This is a genomic window from Pseudomonas paeninsulae (genome assembly GCF_035621475.1).
Classification (GTDB): Bacteria; Pseudomonadota; Gammaproteobacteria; order Pseudomonadales; family Pseudomonadaceae; genus Aquipseudomonas; species Aquipseudomonas paeninsulae.
The window spans coordinates 834,163-851,388 of record NZ_CP141799.1; the positions used below are offsets into that span (position 1 = coordinate 834,163).

General features: G+C 64.1%; 17 protein-coding genes. 7 read left to right on the top strand and 10 right to left on the bottom strand.

The annotated features are described in order from the left end of the window. Positions 1-32 precede the first annotated feature (32 nt). Positions 33-980 carry a substrate-binding domain-containing protein gene (locus VCJ09_RS03745; RefSeq protein ID WP_324733185.1) on the top strand — a complete coding sequence of 316 codons (948 nt, stop codon included), beginning with the start codon at positions 33-35 and terminating at the stop codon, positions 978-980. A 459-nt stretch (positions 981-1,439) separates the two neighbouring features. Next, the gene (locus VCJ09_RS03750; protein ID WP_324734589.1) at positions 1,440-2,303 is read left to right on the top strand and encodes an isocitrate lyase/PEP mutase family protein; all 864 of its coding nucleotides are present in this window, start codon (positions 1,440-1,442) and stop codon (positions 2,301-2,303) included. A gap of 117 nt (positions 2,304-2,420) precedes the next feature. On the opposite strand, the gene VCJ09_RS03755 is transcribed toward VCJ09_RS03750, so the two are convergent. From VCJ09_RS03755 to VCJ09_RS03765, 3 genes are all read right to left on the bottom strand, one after another. Further along, a complete protein-coding gene (locus VCJ09_RS03755; protein ID WP_324733186.1) occupies positions 2,421-3,146 on the bottom strand; it encodes a TorF family putative porin in 726 nt (241 codons plus the stop codon). Positions 3,147-3,748: 602 nt separating this feature from the next. After that, positions 3,749-4,093, bottom strand: coding sequence for a zinc ribbon domain-containing protein YjdM (locus VCJ09_RS03760; protein WP_079204726.1), 345 nt, complete (start codon positions 4,091-4,093; stop codon positions 3,749-3,751). A gap of 142 nt (positions 4,094-4,235) precedes the next feature. Continuing rightward, positions 4,236-4,610, bottom strand: coding sequence for a hypothetical protein (locus VCJ09_RS03765; protein ID WP_324733187.1), 375 nt, complete (start codon positions 4,608-4,610; stop codon positions 4,236-4,238). Between the two features lie 276 nt (positions 4,611-4,886). Between VCJ09_RS03765 and VCJ09_RS03770 the strand changes: the two genes are divergently transcribed. Continuing rightward, on the top strand, positions 4,887-6,611 hold the full coding sequence (locus VCJ09_RS03770; RefSeq protein WP_324733188.1) for a GspE/PulE family protein: 1,725 nt from the start codon (positions 4,887-4,889) through the stop codon (positions 6,609-6,611). A gap of 40 nt (positions 6,612-6,651) precedes the next feature. On the opposite strand, the gene VCJ09_RS03775 is transcribed toward VCJ09_RS03770, so the two are convergent. Continuing rightward, positions 6,652-7,422 (bottom strand): phytanoyl-CoA dioxygenase family protein, encoded by a 771-nt coding sequence (locus VCJ09_RS03775; RefSeq protein ID WP_324733189.1) that lies wholly within the window; start codon positions 7,420-7,422, stop codon positions 6,652-6,654. Positions 7,423-7,476: 54 nt separating this feature from the next. Next, complete coding sequence (locus tag VCJ09_RS03780) at positions 7,477-8,106, bottom strand: glutaredoxin family protein (RefSeq protein WP_324733190.1); 630 nt, start codon at positions 8,104-8,106, stop codon at positions 7,477-7,479. A 677-nt stretch (positions 8,107-8,783) separates the two neighbouring features. Here VCJ09_RS03780 and VCJ09_RS03785 point away from each other — a divergent pair. Then, entirely contained in the window at positions 8,784-10,241 is a 1,458-nt protein-coding gene (locus tag VCJ09_RS03785) for a cytochrome c3 family protein (RefSeq protein WP_407693033.1), read from the top strand. Between the two features lie 90 nt (positions 10,242-10,331). Here the strand turns inward: VCJ09_RS03785 and VCJ09_RS03790 are convergent, their stop codons facing one another. Further along, positions 10,332-10,880, bottom strand: coding sequence for a cytochrome P460 family protein (locus VCJ09_RS03790; RefSeq protein ID WP_079204731.1), 549 nt, complete (start codon positions 10,878-10,880; stop codon positions 10,332-10,334). 59 nt (positions 10,881-10,939) lie between these two features. Continuing rightward, a complete protein-coding gene (locus VCJ09_RS03795; RefSeq protein WP_324733191.1) occupies positions 10,940-11,209 on the bottom strand; it encodes a carboxymuconolactone decarboxylase family protein in 270 nt (89 codons plus the stop codon). 104 nt (positions 11,210-11,313) lie between these two features. Here VCJ09_RS03795 and VCJ09_RS03800 point away from each other — a divergent pair, with 104 nt between their 5' ends. Next, the gene (locus VCJ09_RS03800; RefSeq protein WP_324733192.1) at positions 11,314-12,141 is read left to right on the top strand and encodes an AraC family transcriptional regulator; all 828 of its coding nucleotides are present in this window, start codon (positions 11,314-11,316) and stop codon (positions 12,139-12,141) included. Positions 12,142-12,165: 24 nt separating this feature from the next. Here the strand turns inward: VCJ09_RS03800 and VCJ09_RS03805 are convergent, their stop codons facing one another. Both VCJ09_RS03805 and VCJ09_RS03810 read right to left on the bottom strand, forming a co-directional pair. Continuing rightward, a complete protein-coding gene (locus VCJ09_RS03805; protein ID WP_324733193.1) occupies positions 12,166-12,651 on the bottom strand; it encodes an LEA type 2 family protein in 486 nt (161 codons plus the stop codon). 131 nt (positions 12,652-12,782) lie between these two features. Then, positions 12,783-13,622 (bottom strand): DMT family transporter, encoded by an 840-nt coding sequence (locus VCJ09_RS03810; RefSeq protein WP_324733194.1) that lies wholly within the window; start codon positions 13,620-13,622, stop codon positions 12,783-12,785. A gap of 359 nt (positions 13,623-13,981) precedes the next feature. Here VCJ09_RS03810 and VCJ09_RS03815 point away from each other — a divergent pair, with 359 nt between their 5' ends. Together VCJ09_RS03815 and egtD are read left to right on the top strand one after the other, a co-directional pair. Further along, positions 13,982-15,331, top strand: coding sequence for an SUMF1/EgtB/PvdO family nonheme iron enzyme (locus VCJ09_RS03815; protein ID WP_324733195.1), 1,350 nt, complete (start codon positions 13,982-13,984; stop codon positions 15,329-15,331). After that, the gene (egtD, locus tag VCJ09_RS03820) at positions 15,328-16,317 is read left to right on the top strand and encodes an L-histidine N(alpha)-methyltransferase (RefSeq protein WP_324733196.1); all 990 of its coding nucleotides are present in this window, start codon (positions 15,328-15,330) and stop codon (positions 16,315-16,317) included. Before VCJ09_RS03815 ends, egtD begins: the two co-directional genes overlap by 4 nt. A gap of 96 nt (positions 16,318-16,413) precedes the next feature. Here the strand turns inward: egtD and VCJ09_RS03825 are convergent, their stop codons facing one another. Continuing rightward, the gene (locus VCJ09_RS03825) at positions 16,414-17,151 is read right to left on the bottom strand and encodes a flavodoxin family protein (RefSeq protein WP_324733197.1); all 738 of its coding nucleotides are present in this window, start codon (positions 17,149-17,151) and stop codon (positions 16,414-16,416) included. Positions 17,152-17,226 lie beyond the last annotated feature (75 nt).

Sequence of the window (17,226 nt, forward strand, 5' to 3'; positions counted from 1 at the left end):
GTTGGCGGTTGCCTGACCGCAGGAGGCCCGCGATGCAGTTCTTCACGCGTGTGCGCTGGGCCAACCCGCTGTTGGCCGTGTGCGCCTTGCTGGCTGGCCCGCTTGCGGCGAAGGAGTGCATCGGCGTAGTGCCCGCCGGCGGCCACATCTTCTGGACTCAGGTGGAAGCCGGCGCGCTGCAGGCGGCCAGGGAAACCGGCGTCGACATCTATTTTCGCGGACCAAATCGCGAGGGCCGGGTCGAGACGCAGCTGCAACTGATCGACCGGGTCGTCGAACGCGGGTGCAAGGCGTTAATTATTGCCCCGAGCGGCACCGAGATCATCGCCAAGGTCAGCGAACTCAAGGCGCGGGGAATTCTCAGCTTCTACATCGATCGCGATGTCGGCGGCGCCGATGTGCAAGCGGTGATCGCCTCCAACAATTACCAGGCCGGTCAGCTGGCTGGGCAGCACCTGGGACAAGTGCTGGGCGGCAAAGGGCGAGTCGGGGTGATCGGCATGAGTCCGCCCGCCGCCTCCACCGACGAGCGTCAGCGCGGGTTTATCCAGGCGGTGAAGGCTGCGGGGCTACGCATCGTCTTCGATCAAGCCCTCGGCGATGATCCCGAGGTGACGTTCAGTGCCCTGCGCGCGCAGCTGCCACAGCTCGATGCGCTGTTTACCCCGAACGACTCCACCACCCGCGTCACCCATGCCGCGCTGCTGCGTCTGCACGCGGCTGGGCAGCTGCGGCATGTGGGCTTCGATGGCGGCCACTTGCTGGCTGATGCACTCGGGAACGGTCAGCTCGACGCGATGGTAATCCAGCAGCCCTACGCCATGGGCTATCGGAGCGTACGCCTGGCCCAGCGCGCCTTGCGCGATCAGCGCGTGGAGCCGCGGCGGCGGCAGATCGAACTGGAGGTAATGCTGGTGACCCGGGAGAACCTCGATCGGCCGGAGGTCAAGGAACTCTTGGTATTACCCTGGCGCCCTTGACGTCAGGCCGGGTGCTCTGGCGTCTGGTACCGTCATTGGCGCGCTACAGCGCGGCCATCAGGTTCCTCCTGCGTTTCCCCTGCCTGTCGGTGGCGATCATCCAGGCACTGATCGAGCCTAGCGGGTCGGCCGCACAGATCCTGCGGTTGCTGCCGTCACAGGCAGGGTGCAGCGACGAAACCCTGAGCGGGTGAGAGGGCGGAAATGCGTCATGATGACGCGCTGAGGCGATTTCCCGCCAATGCTTGCCTCCCTGCCATGCTGCCAGCGCAGCTGTGCTGAGTTGGTGGGATAATTGCTGCAGGTTAAATCAACCTAGCGCCATGTCCGCGGCGCTTCGCGCCATCTTTAGTGCTGCTTGTGGCCCCATGCTGGACTCGACGCCTTGTTGCCGAGCCATCACTCCAGGCCGGACATCGCCGATTCAACAGCTGTTTTGGAAAATACCTTATGCCGATCATGCAACGAGCTTCCCACCATGAGTTGCGCAGTGCCTTTCGTGCCTTGCTCGCCTCGGACACCTGCTATCACAGCGCCTCGGTATTCGATCCCATGTCGGCGCGGATTGCCGCCGATCTGGGCTTCGAGGTCGGCATCCTCGGCGGCTCGGTGGCCGCGCTGCAAGTGCTGGCTGCACCTGACTTCGCCCTGATCAGCCTCAGCGAGTTCGTCGAACAGGCCACCCGTATCGGCCGGGTCAGCCGCCTGCCGGTGATCGCCGACGCCGACCACGGCTACGGCAATGCGCTCAATGTAATGCGCACCGTGGTCGAGCTGGAGCGTGCCGGCATCGCCGCGCTGACCCTGGAGGACACCCTGCTGCCGGCCCAGTTCGGGCGCAAATCCACCGATCTGATTACCGTTGAGGAGGGCGTCGGCAAGCTGCGTGCGGCGTTGCAGGCGCGGGTCGATCCGGCTCTGGCAATCATCGCCCGTACCCATGCCGGCTTATTGGCGGTCGACGAAGTGATCCGCCGTACCCTCGCGTATCAAGCCGCCGGCGTCGATGGCATCTGCATCGTCGGCATCGAGGACTTCGCCCACCTGGAGCAGATCGCCGAACACCTGAACATCCCGCTGATGCTGGTTACTTACGGCAACCCCAGGCTGCGCGATAACGCCCGTCTGGCCAGCCTCGGTGTGCGCATAGTGGTCAACGGTCACGCCGCCTACTTCGCCGCGATCAAGGCGACCTACGACTGCCTGCGCGAACAGCGCGGCGTCGATGCCAGTGATCTCAGCGCCTCCGAACTGGCGCACAAATACACCTTGCCCGAGGAGTACATGGCCTGGGCCGAGGAATTCATGGACGTCAAGGAATGAGCCGCGCGCTGCGGCGCTCAGAGGTTGTGAAAATATCGAGTGCGGTCGCGGCAAGGCGCGCTGGGTGAACGCGAAGGGGAGTTGAGTGGGCTAAATGGCCCCGTGTTTCACCAGCGCTCAGTACAGCGGCCGCTCGGCCTCGAACATCAGCAACGTATCGCACCGGGCATTCAGCCCGGAATAGGCCGCGCATTGCGTACCGCTCAGGTTCGAATCGGTGTAGGACAGGTCGAACTGGATGCCGAACCAGGGTCGTGACAGGTTCAGCGACCAGTCGTGGAAAACTCGCACACGGCGACCGTCGGCGAGACGCTGCGGCTCATCCAGTGCGTGGTTGGCATAGGCCAGCTGCAGTCCGGTACCGAACGGGGTGAGCGAACCCAGATCGAGCAACAAGGTGCTGTCGCGGCGCCCGGGCGCATTGCTCAGCGCCGCACCGAGCCGGCTGCCGGCGAAATTCAGGCCGGCATAGTATTGCTGGTGATTCAAATCGCTGGCTTGCGGGAGGCTGTAGCTGATCAGCCCCAGCTCATAGCCCAGGGATGAATCGAAGGGTTGCTGGGCAAAGCCCAGGTAGGTATTCATCTTCAGCTGGCTGCCATTGCTCAGGCCGACGCTGGGCGACCATTGGCCGATGTACCAGCCACTCCCATGCGTCAGATCCAGCCCGCCGTGGAACGCACCTGCGCTACTCGGCTGTATCAGGCCCTGAGCCATGCTGCGGGTGGGGGTGGTGCCGAGCTTGAGGTCGAAGTCGCCGACTTCACGTTCCAGTACATCGCTAGTGGCGATGCAGCCAGCGCTCAGCAGCAGGAATAGTGTCAGCAGAGTTTTCTTTAACATCACGTCCATTGGCCGTTAAAAAGCAGCAATACGCTGCAGCGAAGCGCAGGAAGTGAACCTCCGTATCGCAGAGTCTTGCCGCGGCGGCTGAAACCGCTACGGCCGGTTTAGCGAGGTTGCAAGGATCGCCACTGGGCTCACGGGCGAGGTTCCCCGTCGAGTGAGCGGCGAGTGAGCGATGGGCAGTGCTAGTAGACCGTTGAAATCTACCTGCGTTGCAATGCGGCGTTAAAAATGGCCGCGAATGCGAGCGCCCGGCTAGGCGGCTCCATCAAAGATGCTCATCTACAGTAGGTAAACGCCGTCTTTGACTCACGGCCGTTCGCCCTGTGGGCCAGCCTGCAGCAGTTACTCCGCTTCGCGGCGTAGCGGCCTTTTTTGCTTTGTCTTGGTTGCCTTGCCTAGATTTTCAACGGCCAGCCTGGTCAAGGTTTTCTAGGTTTTCGGGGGCCGGTGAAAGCAGGTGATCGGGGAGCGGAGTTTGCGTGGGGTGATGGGCGCGCGGCGCATCCTGCAGGCGCTGAATTTGGCTGGGGGTTGGCGGCTATGTACGGCCCATCCTGGGTGAGCGTTCCCGCGTGGGCGTGGGAACGCTCGCTCGGTCAGACCTTCCTGACGAACTCGGATTTGAGCTTCATGGCGCCGATGCCGTCGATCTTGCAGTCGATGTCGTGGTCGCCGTCGCACAGGCGGATGCCCTTGACCTTGGTGCCGACCTTGACCACCAGCGAGGAACCTTTGACCTTGAGGTCTTTGATCACGGTGATGGTGTCGCCATCCTGCAGCACGTTGCCGGCCGAATCCTTGATCACTTTGTCGTCGTCTGTCGCGGCGTCGGCTGCGCCATCGGCAGACCACTCGTGGGCGCATTCCGGACAGATCAGCAGCTGGCCGTCTTCATAGCTGAATTCGGAATTGCATTTGGGGCAGGGAGGCAGAGTGCTCACGGCGGGTCCTTTGGGGCAGGGTTATTCAAAGCCGCATATTATATAGGGTTTTGTCGTGGGGTTGAGCCTGCGCGGCGCGCGGCACTCCCCGGCCTGTCACGCAGACCCCCGCCGCCTGCGATAGCGGGACGCAAAGGCGGCGCTACCAGCGTGGCGCGTAATAACCGCGGTTATGCCGTTGGTGCTTGCGGTAGTGGTGCTTGTGCTGGCGGAACTTGTGGCTCGGCCCGTACTGGTAATACGGCCTGACCTCCACCGGATAGGGCCGGTAGTACACCGGAGGCGCCTGGTAGTAGCGCGGATAGGGCTCGTAGTAGACAGGTGGTGGCGGCGCGCCGATTTCGACATACACCGGCACCCGGTCATAGCGGCTATTGGCGACGATGACGCCGCCGACTACGGCCCCGACGAGCGCGCCGGCAATCACGGCATTGCGCTCGGAACCATGCGCCGAGGCCTCGCCCGCCAGGGCCAGACTAGCTACAAGCACGGCCAGTAAAGGAACACGACCAGTCATGAGCGGATCTCCTGCAAATCGTCGGCAGGTGCCGGTTACATCATTTGACTGGCAGGCCGGTGAAAAATCACCGAATGCCGATGTAAAATTTGTGTAAAACCGCAGGCGCCAGCGCTGGCAAAAGGCCGTGGGGACTGTTGCTGAGGCGCGCGTTGCCGGCACCTGGGCTAGCCAGCGAGGGCCGGTAGGCGCAAGGGGCTTTATTGATTCAACGCAGTGCTGGCTGATTGCTAGCGCTTAGACTGGGCGGATGCTCCCTGCCTAGGCCTGTTGCCCATGTCGCTACTGATCACCGATCGCCAGCAATTGCTTGATCATTTGCGTTTGCGGGCTGAAATCGAGCGACCACATCAGCTGCTGGGCGATCTCTTGGTGGATGGCGGGCACCTCGATCCGCAGAACTTGCAGCAGGCGTTGCATCTGCAGGAGCAACAGCCCGACACCGGACGGCTCGGGCAGATCCTGCTCCAGCAGGAGCTGATCGATAAGCAGCATCTGGCCGAGGCGCTGGTGCAGCAACTGGGTATCGCGCGGGTCAATCTGGATGTCTTCAGGGTCGAGCAACCGGCATTGCTCCTGCTGCCTGAGCGCCTGGCTCGGGAGCAGCAAGTATTGCCGCTGATGCTGGAGGGCGAGTTGTTGGTGGTGGCCACGCCAACGCCCTCGAACGGCGATTTGCTGCACCTGCTCGGCTTTGTTACCGGCAAGCAGGTCGAAGCCATCCATGCGCGGGACGATGAGGTGGATGCGGCGATCAATCTGCACTACGGCGCGGCCACTGCGTTGGAATTACCCGAACACCAGGGCCCGGAGTCCGAGTTGAGCCTGCACCGCATCAAGCAGTTGGCCGAGGACAAGCCGACGGTGCGCTTTGTCGATAGCCTGCTGGAAGATGCAATCAGCCGTCACGCCTCGGACATCCATCTGCGCCCCGGCGAGCGGGACGTCACCGTGCTGTTTCGCATCGATGGCGTGCTGATGGAGATCCGCCGGATCAAGCCCGGCAACCTGCCGGCGATTGTCAGCCGGATCAAGATCATCGGCGGCATGAACATCGCCGAGCGGCGCCTGCCCCAGGATGGTCGTCATCTGGTGCGACTAGCCGATCGCACTATCGATTTGCGCCTGTCGATCATGCCGACGGTGCATGGCGAAAGCGTGGTGATCCGCATCCTCGACACCCAGCAGAGCCTCAAAACGCTCGATCAGATCGGTTTCAGCCGCGAGGATGCCGAGCGCTTTCGCATCCTCAGCAGTCACAGCCAGGGCATCCTGCTGGTGACCGGCCCGACCGGTTCAGGCAAGAGCACCACCCTGTATGCCGCCCTCAATGGCATCAAGGACACCGGGGTGAATATCATCACGGTCGAGGACCCGGTGGAGTACCAGATCGATGGGGTTCGCCAGATTCAAGTCAAGCCGCAGATCGGCTACACCTTCGCCCGCGCCCTGCGGCACATTCTGCGGCATGACCCGGACGTGATCATGGTCGGCGAAATTCGCGATCAGGAAACCGCGATCATGGCCACCGAGAGTGCCCTGACCGGCCATTTGGTGCTGTCCACCCTGCATACCAACAGCGCCGCGACCACGGTGACCCGGTTGCTGGAAATCGGTGTCGCGCCCTATCTGCTCAATGCCAGCCTGCTCGGGGTGCTGGCCCAGCGGCTGGTGCGGCGCAACTGCCCGGATTGCCTCGAGGGGGAGCAGGTGCCCGGCTATGTGCGTACGGCGCTGGGCCTGGATGCGCGCGAGGTGTTTTATGTCGGGCGCGGTTGCAGCCATTGCCACGGCAAGGGCTTTGCCGGGCGCGTGGCGGTTTATGAGTTGCTCGAGGTGACGCCGGCCCTGCGCGCACTGATCCAGCCCGCGGTGGCGGCCCAGGCCATCGAGGCGCAGGCCATCGCCGACGGCATGCGGCCCCTGACCCAGAGCGCTCTGGCCCTGGCGCGCGACACGCTGATTTCGTTGGCCGAGGTGTATCGGGTGCGCCTGGAGTAAACGCCAGAGCCGGTAGGTTTGCGGCCGGTTTGCGGGCCGCTCAGTCGTACTCCGCCTCCTCGTGCTCGCCCAGCAGCCGGCGTTGCCGTGGCGTGCAGGCGGCCAGCACCTCCGGGGCGAAGTGCCACGTCAGGTAGGGCGAGAACTTCTGCGCGACCATGCGCCGGCCGTAATGCACCTGCAGCAGGTAGCGCGTGCGATCCGGCGTGCGGTTGTGGCTGCCGGCATGCCACAGCTCGCTGCGCAGGAATAGCGCGTCGCCGGCGCGGCACAGCAGCGCTTGCGCCGGTACACCCTGCCACTGGCTTTCGCCCGCCAGCGGCTTGCGCCCGGCGCGGTGGCTGGCGGGAATCACCAGGGTCGGGCAGAGGTCGGCGTCGATGTCGTCGAGGTACAGCTGCGCGGTGCAGATCTGCATGGGCAGCTGGAATGCCGGGTCGGCGAGCAGCGTTGGCGGCAGCTGCATGGCCAGGTAGTCCAGGTGCAGCTCGGCACCGATAAAACCGGGGTGGCAGCGCCAGGCCGTCTGGCCGATCACATGGCAATCGGAGCCGAGGGCCGCCTCGGCCAGTTCGATCACCCCCGGCGGGTCGAGGTAGGGCAGCCAGAACGGATCGCGGTTGAACACGCATTTGTAGTGGTCGACCAGGCCGCTGTAGTCCCAGTGGTGCGGACGTAGATGGTCGATGGCGGCGCGCAGTTCACCGACCTGGGCTGGGCTCAATACCCCGCGTAACAGCACGAAGCCCTGCGCATGCATGGCCTGCAAGCGCTCGGCGGTCAGTTCGCGGGCAATCCTACGGCTGGGCATACTGTCGATTCCTCTGCGCCTGGCAGCGTGGCCGGCTGCCCGTGAGGCGGCGCGTTAGGGTTTACGGGTCAGGTCATGCGCCGACAGGGACGACTGGCCACGTTCGGGGTTGGCCTCCACGCGGCTGTGCAGGCGCTCACTCAGGGCATCGGCGCCGCCGATGTAACTACCATCCAGCCAGATTTGCGGCACGGTGATCGGCGTGCTGGGGCCCACCAGCGGCTTGACCCGGGCCAGCATTTCGTAGAGCGCGCGCGGGTCCTTGACCACGTCGTGATAGCGAAAATCGATGTCCGCCGCCTTTAGGTAGCCCTTGGCGCGCTGGCAGTGGGGGCAGGTTTCCTTGCCGAACAGGTGGTGGCCGGTCGCGGGGGTACGGCCGGCGTGCAGGGCGATCACCGCTTCGGTGAGCACGCCGCGGTTGAGCGCATTGCCCTGGCTGATCACCCGGCCCTCGACCATCACGATGGGCGCATGCCAGCCGCCCTTGAGCAGCGGCTGCCACCACAGACTCAACCAGTCGCGGGTCTGCAGGTCGACCGGTATGTCCGCCAGCTCGTTGGCCAGGGTATCGCTGATCACGTCGCGGGTCAGGGCGCACTCGCCGCAGGGGATTTTGATCTTGAAGGGGCCGAAGGCGCCGGCCCAGCGGTAGAGGGTGATACGAACGGCTGCACTGCTCATGTTCATGCCTTTGGACGTAGCAGGGAACAGGCCCTGGTTTGAGAATAGCCAAGAACGGTTCTGCCGCTTCCGGTCTACCGGCCGGGCCGGTGGCGTTCCGCCACGCTGCTCGTCCTCCACCTTCCCGCGCAGCAGGTTCAGAACATGCCGATGGATAACATCACCGACAGCGCCCTGCATGCCCAGGGCAATGGACGCCCGGGAACTGTCCGTTTGATTGGCTATAAGCCTCAGCCTGTTTGTTTTTATATTTTGTAATAGTTAGATTTATCAAGTTGTTAGTGGTTAAGAGTTTTAAATTAAGAAAACTGTCGAAATATTGACTACCCCGTCTATGGGAACTAATACCTTATGGACGCTCAGGTAAATATGAGTGTTTCATGCGCTTGAGACGGGTATCCAGGCTGGTGCGCTGCTAGGGCAATGGTGCGAAGTCTGTCTGGGCCAATCCCGGTCTCTATTGGCGCCTTTTCTAAAGCCTGCTCATGCGAGTAGATGGCGCGAGTGGTTCGTGTTGTCTGCAGTATTCGGCAGCGCGTGCGGCGACTGTGGCCTGGCGAAGTCGCGCTGAGGGAGGTGGTGCGATGGGCAGGGTAGCGGGGAGGGCAGAGCAGGCTCCATCAACAGTGATCCGTGCCGAAGCGGGTGCGCCCGAAGAGCGGCCGCTGACCATACGGTTGCTTAATTCAGCGTTCATACATTTTCTCTATTCGTTGGGTTTGCTACTGACCGCAACGCTGCTGGCAACCCTGGTGGCCTTCGACATGGCGGTGGGCGACGAGCAGCCGGGCAACGAAAAATGGCTGGAGCCGGCTCGTTCAAAGCTCACGGGTGTGATGAGCGCCATGCCGTTCTTTCCGCACCGGGCCAACACCACGGGCAACCTGGTGTTGAATGTGAAGGACTTCGACGACGCCCAGGTGTGCGGCGCTTGCCACGTCGAGATCTACAAGCAGTGGCGCAGCTCGATGATGTCCCAGGCCTGGGACGAACCGATCTACCGGGCCTTGCTGAAAATGGCCAGCGAGGCGACCGAGGGCAAGGTGGATAATTTCTGCACCGGTTGCCACTCGCCGATTGGCCTCACGACCGGACAGATCACCGCGCAGGTCAACCGCTCCTCGATCGAAGACAGCGCCAAGAATCACCCGATGCCGGGGGTCGATTGCGAGACGTGCCACAACATCAGTGCGCGCACCGGGTTGGATAACGGCGCCTATGTCATGAGCCCGCGAGTGAACGGCAAGTCGACCAAGTTCGGCCCGCGCCGGGATGCCATTTCGCCTTATCACGACACCGTGTATTCGGCGCTGCACACCCGCTCGGACTTTTGCGCCACCTGCCACAACGTCACCCATCCCTTCAGCAGCGTGGCGGTCGAACGCACCTATGACGAGTGGCTGGAGAGCCCCTACAGCCTCAACGATGAGACCTGTCAGGACTGCCATATGCCGGGCTTTGCCGGCAAGGCCGCGATCATGGGGCCAGACCGCGAGCGGGTCGCCTCGCACTGGTTCAGCGGGGCCAACGCTACGGTGCTCAGCTATCTCGGTCAGCACGAAGCCGCGCAGCGCGCGCGCGACATGCTGGCGAGCGCGGCGCACATTCAGTTTCAGCCCCTGCCACCCGACATGTTGCCCGGGCAATACACCACGGTCGCGGTCAAGGTGGCCAATGTCGGCGCGGGGCACAAACTGCCGACCGGTTTCCCGGAAGGGCGGGAGATCTGGATTGATTTTCAGGTGCGCGATGCCACGGGTCGTGAGCTTTATCGTCTGGGCGCGGTGAAGGACGGCAAAACCGAGGAGGACACGCGAAATTTCAAGGTGCACCTGGGCGACAAGGACGGTAACGAGCTGGATATCGAAGTCTGGAACGCGACGCAAATCCTCTCGGATAACCGCATCCTGCCCAAGGGCTACATCGTCCGTGAGTTCACGTTTCAGGTACCGGCCGACGCGGTCGGGCCGCTGACATTGACCGCGCACCTGAACTACTGGCCGTTCTCGCAGAAGCTCGCCGACTACCTGCTGGGTGCAGGCGAGATGCAGGTGGAGATTACCCAGATGACCAGCGTCACCCAGCGCGTGCCTTTGTCGAGGACGCTGGCCAGTGCCGCTGCAGGCGAGCCGTAACCCTGTCAGTGTGCGCAACGTAAGCGAGGGGGCGATCAAGCGAGCTGAAAGGCGTGCCGAACTGCCGGGTCGGCACGCCAGTGCCTCGGCTCAAGGCTTGTTCAGTGTCGGGTAGCCTTGGCTGAACACCCAGTCGTTCTGCTGGGCCGGGACGTGGCAGCCCTTGCAGGTTTCCTCAAAGCTCTTGGACACATTCAGCGCCGGGTTCTTCGCTTCGTACAGCGCCCAGCCCCAGCCCTCGCCCCAGTGCGGGTTGCCCTGGAAGCGGCCCTGACGGTCCTTGACCATCACGAACCAGACCGCGGTATCGCCGGCCCACTGTGCTTGGCCGGTGGTCTGCATGCCGTGCTCGACCTTGCGGATTTCCTTGATCAGCACCGCGCCGTCCGGGAACTCGCCGGTCTGGCGGTAGGCCTCGACTACTTCGGCTTGGCTGTAGACGTCATGGAAGCCATAACCGGGCGCCTTTTCGTCGGCCACCAGCCAGGAGCCGAGATGGCTCCAGCTCTTGCGGGCATCGGCGGGCAGGCTGATTTCGCCTTGGTCATTCACGTAGGTGCTGAAGGTGTGCTCGGCCAGATCCGCGGCGCTGGCGTTGAGGCTGGCGAGGGCGATGGCGAGGGACGCTAGGGTCTTCATGAGGATGCTCCTCTGTGGGGACGAGAAACGGCGGCGCCCGTCTAGGCGCCACCGAACCGTTACAACGCGGCGTTGACCGGCGGGAAGTCGATGTCGGTGTAGGCCAGATTGTTGGTGAAATTGGTCAGCACGTTGAGGGCCACCTGAGCCACGACTGCGAGGATCAGGCCGTCATCCAGGCCGGCCTCGCGGGCGGCGAGCAACTCGCTGTCGCTGATGCGTCCGCGTTGCGCCAGCACGTGCGTGGCCAGTTCGGCGATGTGCGCCGCCAGCGTGGCGGCGGTTCGTGCGTCGGTGTGCGTGAGGTCAACGGGCGCGATACGGGGCACGCTGAATTTCCTTCGGCTAGTGGTGAGACTGTGATATCTACTTTGACTGAGAAGTCGATATTAGTGATGATGAATAGTCTTCTAAATCTAGCCGATGGTATCGAATGGACCGTCTCTCTCCCTTGCTCGCCCGTTTCAGTCTGAGCGCCAAGGTGTTCCACAGCGGGCCGCTGTGCGGCTTCTCCGAACAGTTCGATGGCGGCAGCGTCGGCTATCTGCACCTGTTGCGCCGTGGCACCCTGCGAGTCTCCGGGCCACAGATACGCAGTTACCTGATAGAGCAACCGTCGTTGCTGCTGTTTCCCCGGCCCAGCAGCCACCGTCTGCATGCCGAAGAGCCGGCGGGGTCTGAGCTGCTGAGCGCCACCTTCGATTTTGGCGGCGGCCTGGGCAACCCCTTGGTGCGTACCCTGCCTGGCGAAATGCTGGTGCCGCTGGCGCAGATCCCCAGTCTGGAACCGGTGTTGAATCTGCTGTTCGACGAGGCGTTCGCCGATCACTGTGGGCGCCAGGCGGCCATCGATCGATTGGTCGAGTACGTGTTGATTCTGCTGATGCGCCACGCCATGGATGCCAACCTGCTGCAGGCGGGGATTCTCGCCGGGTTGGCCGAACCGCGCCTGGCCAAGGCGATCAATGCCATGCACGAACAGCCGGAAGCCGGTTGGACCCTGCAAAGCCTGGCGCAGCGGGCCGGCATGTCGCGGGCGCGCTTCGCGGTGAACTTTCGCGAGGCGGTCGGCATGACGCCGCTGGGCTACCTGACGGAGTGGCGCCTGAGCCTGGCCAAGAGCCTGCTCAAACACGGCAAGCCGATGGGCCTGGTGGCGCCGGCGGTCGGCTATGCCAGCCCGGAAGCGCTGTCGCGGGTGTTCAGTCGCTGCTGCGGCTTGTCGCCACGGGACTGGCTGAAGAGCCTGATGCAGGCCTGAGTAGGGCCTGGCTGCAACCGCCAGTTACGGCGTAGTCGCAGGCTCCGGCCAGTTGAGGGTGCCGCTGTCGGTAAAGCGTGAGGTACCGAACAAACCGCCGGCCAGCTTGCCGTGCAGCTCATAGGGCAGGCCTTGGCCTGGCTGGTAGCCGGCCACGCCCCAGGCCTGACGCATGGCGGAGAACGCGGAAATGCTCACCGGCACGCTAATCAGCGCCTCACCGAAACGCGGCACCTGGCCGCGCTGGTCGCTCACCCCACTGGCCAGCGGCTGGCCGTTGACTGCCAGGTCCAGGGCCACGCCGTTGTAGTCGATGGCCGTGTCATTGGGGTTGAGCACCCGCAGCTTCACCGCGAAGCGCACCTCGAGGCCCTCGCCGGCCAGTGGTTCGAGGCCGACCAGGTCGATGCGCAGAGGGTCGCGTAGGCCGAGGCTGCTGCACGCCGCCAGACTGAACAGGAGCAGGCTGTAGAGCAGGGCGCGGGTCAGGTGGGAGGCGCTAATGGACATGGCGTGAGATTCCGTTGGGGGCTGTGGCTACAGGATAGAAGACAGTCGCGGATGAGTTTTGCTCAGTCGCTCGCCCGGTTTGCCGGAATCGATTGAGCGGCGACCGCGCAACCGACCTGGCGCGCGATGCCTCACCCGCGCTGTTTGGCGCCCAGCACCAGGGCGATGCCACCGAGTACGGCGACCGAGCTCAGCAACAACCTCAGGCTCAAGGCCTCGTCGAGCAACAGACTGCCGGCCAGGGCGGCGAGGATCGGCACGCTGAGTTGCACAGTGGCGGCCTGGAATGCCCGCAACCCGCGCAAGGCGGTGTACCAGATGGCGTAGCCAATGCCCGAGGTGAGGGCGCCGGAAAGCAGGGCGTAGATCAATCCCGGCACATCCCAGCTGAGGCGACTGAGCAGCAGCGCGCTGACCGCCACGGCCAACGGCACGGCGCGCAGGAAGTTGCCGGCGGTGGCGGCCAGTGGATCGCCGACGCCACGGCCGAGCAGCGAATAGGCGCCCCAGGCCACCCCGGCCAGCAGCATCAGTAAGGCGCTGCCCAAGGCCGGCGCACTGGCACCGGGTAACAGCAGGACGAGCATGCCAGCGAGGGCCAGGAGCAGGCCCGCGCCGGTCAGCAGACTGAGGCGCTCGCCGCGATAAAAACCCCAGGCCAGCATGCTGATCTGCACCGCGCCGAACAGCAGCAGCGCGCCGACGCCGGCGTCCAGGTGGATATAGGCGAAGGAAAACCCCGCCGCGTAGGCAAATAGGGCGCCCGCAGCGAACCAGCTGCCGGCGAGGGCGCCGCTGCCTGAACGCAGGCGCAGCAACAGCCACAGCGTGAGGGCGCCGGAGGCGATACGCAGGCTGGTGAAACTAGCGGCGTCGATCTCGGTGTCTTTCAGCGCCAGGCGGCACAGCAGCGAGTTGCCGGCAAAGGCCAGCATGGCCAGGGCGGTCAGCAGCAGGGTTCGAGCGGTCATGGGCCATCCGGGCGTATGAGTCTGGTTGGGCGCCAGACCGAGTCGCGTCATCTAAACATAGAGCGGCTGTGCGCTGTCCATTTCAGCAGCGGGGATGCGCGGCGTTGTATGCGCGATTGCTGCGAGCCGTGTCTGCTCCCGCGCAGGCAGGGCGGCCCCGATGGTTGGCCGAGGTGACGCTGAAGGCGCGACGACGGACCTGGGTTCTGCGCGCGAGTGGGCTACGCTTTGCTTGTGGATTTGCTGGATTGGCCAATACACGGCGCCTGGTTGAGGTGAGCCGATGTGAACCTTTGAGCCTGGCCACCGGCCTATAGCAAGTAATTGCCTACTCTCCCATCGAATGATGAAGGCCGTTCATGTCCAGACCGATTTCTGTTGCCGAGCGACCTGGGCTATTGCCCTGGTACAACCGTAACCGTGAGCGCTCCGCCCAGCTGTTTGGGTTGATTACCGACGAGGCCTATTACAGTCGTCCAATCGCGCTGCGTAATCCCGTCGTCTTCTATCAGGGCCACATCCCGGCGTTCAGCTTCAATAGGCTGGTCAAGCAGGGGTTGGGGCGCCCGAGCATCGATGCACGGCTCGAGCAGCTGTTTGCCCGAGGCATCGACCCGCATGAGGATTCCAGCAACGTCCGGGCCCGGGGCAACGAGGCCGACCTGTGGCCCAGGCGCGACGAGGTGGATTCGTTCTGCGCCGAGGCCGATCGACAGGTGCGGGCGGCGCTGGCGGAGCATGATCTGGTTAGCGCGGATGGCCTGCCGCCCGAACGCGTCGAGGCTGCCCACTGCATCCTCGAACACGAGGCTACCCACCTGGAAACGCTGATGTACATGTGGCATCAGCTGCCGCTCGAACAGAAGCGCCGCCCCGCCGGCTACAGTCCGCGCAGCGAGGGTGCGCCGCCGCCACAGGCCTGGATCGACATACCGTCTGGTCAGGCAGCGCTTGGGGTCAATCCTGGAGTTGAGCCGTTTGCCTGGGATAACGAGATGCCGGCTTTCGCCGAGCAGGTGCCGGCGTTTCGGATTCAGCAGCACAACGTCAGCAATGCCGATTACCTGGAGTTCGTCGAGGCCGGCGGCTACGCCGATGCGCGCTGGTGGCGACCAGCAGATTGGGCCTGGATCAAGGCCGAGGGCATCCGCCATCCGCTGTTCTGGCAGCGCGACGGCGAGCGTTGGCTGTGGCGCGCAATGTTCGATCTGCTTGCCTTGCCCGCTGCCTGGCCGGTGTGGGTGAGCCAGGCCGAGGCCTCGGCTTACTGCCGCTGGCGCGGGCTGAGCCTGCCCAGCGAAGCGCAGTATCAACGGGCCGCGTATGGCGCGCCGGACGGCCAGCCGCGGCGCTATCCCTGGGGTAATGCGCCGCCCGATGGCGCGCGCGGCGTGTTCGACTTTCACGCCTGGGACCCGCAGCCCATCGGCAGTCATCCGGCAGGGCGCAGCGCCTGGGGGGTGGATGATCTGGTCGGCAATGGCTGGGAGTGGACGGCGAGCGCCTTCGCGCCGTTTCCCGGATTCGAGGTGCGCGCGTGCTATCCCGAGTATTCGGCGGAGTTCTTCGATGGCGAGCACTTCGTGATGAAGGGCGCGGCGCCGGTGACCGTGAGCGAACTGCTCAGGCCGTCGCTGCGCAACTGGTTCCGTGCGCGTTACCGCTATATGTACGCCAGCTTTCGCTGCGTCGCCGGAGCGGGACAATGACCCCCGCGTCGGCGCGGGTCTCTGTGCGGCCGCCGGCCGATCAGGTGTCGACCCAGCAGTTTGCCGAGGACGTCGCCTTCTACCTGACGCAGACGCCGCGCCAGCTGCCATCCCGCTATCTCTACGATGCCCTCGGTTCGGCGCTGTTCGAGGCCATCACCCGACTGCCCTGGTATCGGGTGACACGCGCCGAAACCGGGCTGCTGAAGACCCATGCGCGGGCCATTCTGGCCGCCTGTGCACCGCTTACCGAAACCGTCGAGTTGGGCGCTGGCAGCGGTGAAAAACTCGCCCGCGTATTGCAAGCCCGGGATGCCGGTAGCGCGGAGTTGCGCGTGCATCTGGTCGACGTGTCGCGCAGCGCGCTGTCCGCCGCAGCCGGGTTGCTGGTGGGGCTGCCGGCCACCCAGGTGATCACCCATCAAGCCACCTATGAGGCGGGCCTGGCCGAATTCAGGCGCAACCAGGCGGAGGCGGGGCATACGCTGTTGCTGTTTCTCGGCTCGAATATGGGCAATTTCGATCCGCCCAAGGCCAACGAACTGTTGCGCCAGATCCGCAGCGCGCTGCAACCCGGCGATTTGTTTCTATTGGGCGCCGATCTGCTCAAGCCCGAGCGCGAACTGATGCTGGCCTATGACGATCCGCTGGGGGTGACTGCCGCGTTCAATCGCAACCTGCTGGTGCGAATCAATCGCGAGCTGGGCGCCGATTTCGACCTCGACAGTTTCCAGCACCGCGCCCTGTGGAACGCCACCGAGTCGCGCATGGAGTCCTACCTGGTCAGCACCCGCACGCAGCGGATTCGCATAGCCGAGGCGCGGCTCGAGCTGACCATGCGCGACGGTGAGACGATCTGGACCGAGAGCTCGTACAAGTACAGCCTCGACGGGCTGTTCGGCTCGCTGGAGGCTGCCGGCTTTGCCCGTCGCCAAGCCTGGGTCGATGAGGACGCGCAGTTCGCCCTGACCCTGGTGCAGCGCTAGCAGGCCGCTGAACAACTACTGCGCTCGACTATGCAGCGTTGGAGTCCGTCGGCTAGTCGCAGCGCGGCACCAGCGTCAGCACAGCGCCGTTGGCGCCTAACGATACTCCGGGTTGGGGTGGTCGAAGTGGTTGCCCGCATCCCACTGCTCGCGCACATTGCCATAGGCCGGTATGCCGCCGACATCCTTGAGCAGGCGAGCCAGATGCAGCAGGTTCCAGGTCATGAAGGTGGTGTTGCGCTGGGTAAAGTCGTTGGCGAACCCGACCCGACTGCCATCGTCCTGGCGGTCGCCGTAGCTGGGGCCGGGGCCGGCTTCACCGATCCAACCGGCGTCGGCTTGCGGCGGGATGCTGTAGCCCAGATGCTGCAGGGCATACAGCACCCCGGTGGCGACATGCTTAACACCATCTTCGTTGCCGGTGACGATGCAGCCGCCGACCTTGCCGTAATAGACGTACTGACCCTTGCCGTTCAGATCCGCCGACTGCGCGTATAGGCGCTCGATCACGCTCCAACAGATCGACGAGCGCTCCCCCAGCCAGATTGGCGAACCGATCACCAGAATGTCCGCCTGTTTCACCCGGGCGTAGAGCGTGGGCCAATCGTCGCGCTCGAAACCATGCGCGGTCATATCCGGCTGCACGCCGGGAGCGAGCACATGGTCGGCGGCGCGAATGTGCTCCACCTTGACCCCCTGCGCGCGCATGATTGCCTGGGATACGTCCATCAGTACTTCGGTGTGCGAGGGCTCGGGGGAAGGCTTGAGCGTGGTGTTGATGAACACGGCGCGCAGATCCGCATACTGGGCCGGTGGCAGTGATTGCTTGCTCATGGTCATGCATCTCCTTGCTTATGCAGCAGGCGCTTAACCTGCAACTAGTGGCTCAGGCGGCGGTAGCGATGGCTG

What these genes read in the sequence shown, in the direction of transcription:
- VCJ09_RS03775 (WP_324733189.1), bottom strand. Translation starts at nt 7,422, where the DNA reads ATGCCCAGCCGTAGGATTGCCCGCGAACTGACCGCCGAGCGCTTGCAG.
- VCJ09_RS03800 (WP_324733192.1), top strand. Translation starts at nt 11,314, where the DNA reads ATGGACCGTCTCTCTCCCTTGCTCGCCCGTTTCAGTCTGAGCGCCAAG.
- VCJ09_RS03780 (WP_324733190.1), bottom strand. Translation starts at nt 8,106, where the DNA reads ATGAGCAGTGCAGCCGTTCGTATCACCCTCTACCGCTGGGCCGGCGCC.
- VCJ09_RS03825 (WP_324733197.1), bottom strand. Translation starts at nt 17,151, where the DNA reads ATGAGCAAGCAATCACTGCCACCGGCCCAGTATGCGGATCTGCGCGCC.
- VCJ09_RS03755 (WP_324733186.1), bottom strand. Translation starts at nt 3,146, where the DNA reads ATGTTAAAGAAAACTCTGCTGACACTATTCCTGCTGCTGAGCGCTGGC.
- VCJ09_RS03815 (WP_324733195.1), top strand. Translation starts at nt 13,982, where the DNA reads ATGTCCAGACCGATTTCTGTTGCCGAGCGACCTGGGCTATTGCCCTGG.
- VCJ09_RS03790 (WP_079204731.1), bottom strand. Translation starts at nt 10,880, where the DNA reads ATGAAGACCCTAGCGTCCCTCGCCATCGCCCTCGCCAGCCTCAACGCC.
- VCJ09_RS03810 (WP_324733194.1), bottom strand. Translation starts at nt 13,622, where the DNA reads ATGACCGCTCGAACCCTGCTGCTGACCGCCCTGGCCATGCTGGCCTTT.
- egtD (WP_324733196.1), top strand. Translation starts at nt 15,328, where the DNA reads ATGACCCCCGCGTCGGCGCGGGTCTCTGTGCGGCCGCCGGCCGATCAG.
- VCJ09_RS03805 (WP_324733193.1), bottom strand. Translation starts at nt 12,651, where the DNA reads ATGTCCATTAGCGCCTCCCACCTGACCCGCGCCCTGCTCTACAGCCTG.
- VCJ09_RS03770 (WP_324733188.1), top strand. Translation starts at nt 4,887, where the DNA reads ATGTCGCTACTGATCACCGATCGCCAGCAATTGCTTGATCATTTGCGT.
- VCJ09_RS03745 (WP_324733185.1), top strand. Translation starts at nt 33, where the DNA reads ATGCAGTTCTTCACGCGTGTGCGCTGGGCCAACCCGCTGTTGGCCGTG.
- VCJ09_RS03750 (WP_324734589.1), top strand. Translation starts at nt 1,440, where the DNA reads ATGCAACGAGCTTCCCACCATGAGTTGCGCAGTGCCTTTCGTGCCTTG.
- VCJ09_RS03765 (WP_324733187.1), bottom strand. Translation starts at nt 4,610, where the DNA reads ATGACTGGTCGTGTTCCTTTACTGGCCGTGCTTGTAGCTAGTCTGGCC.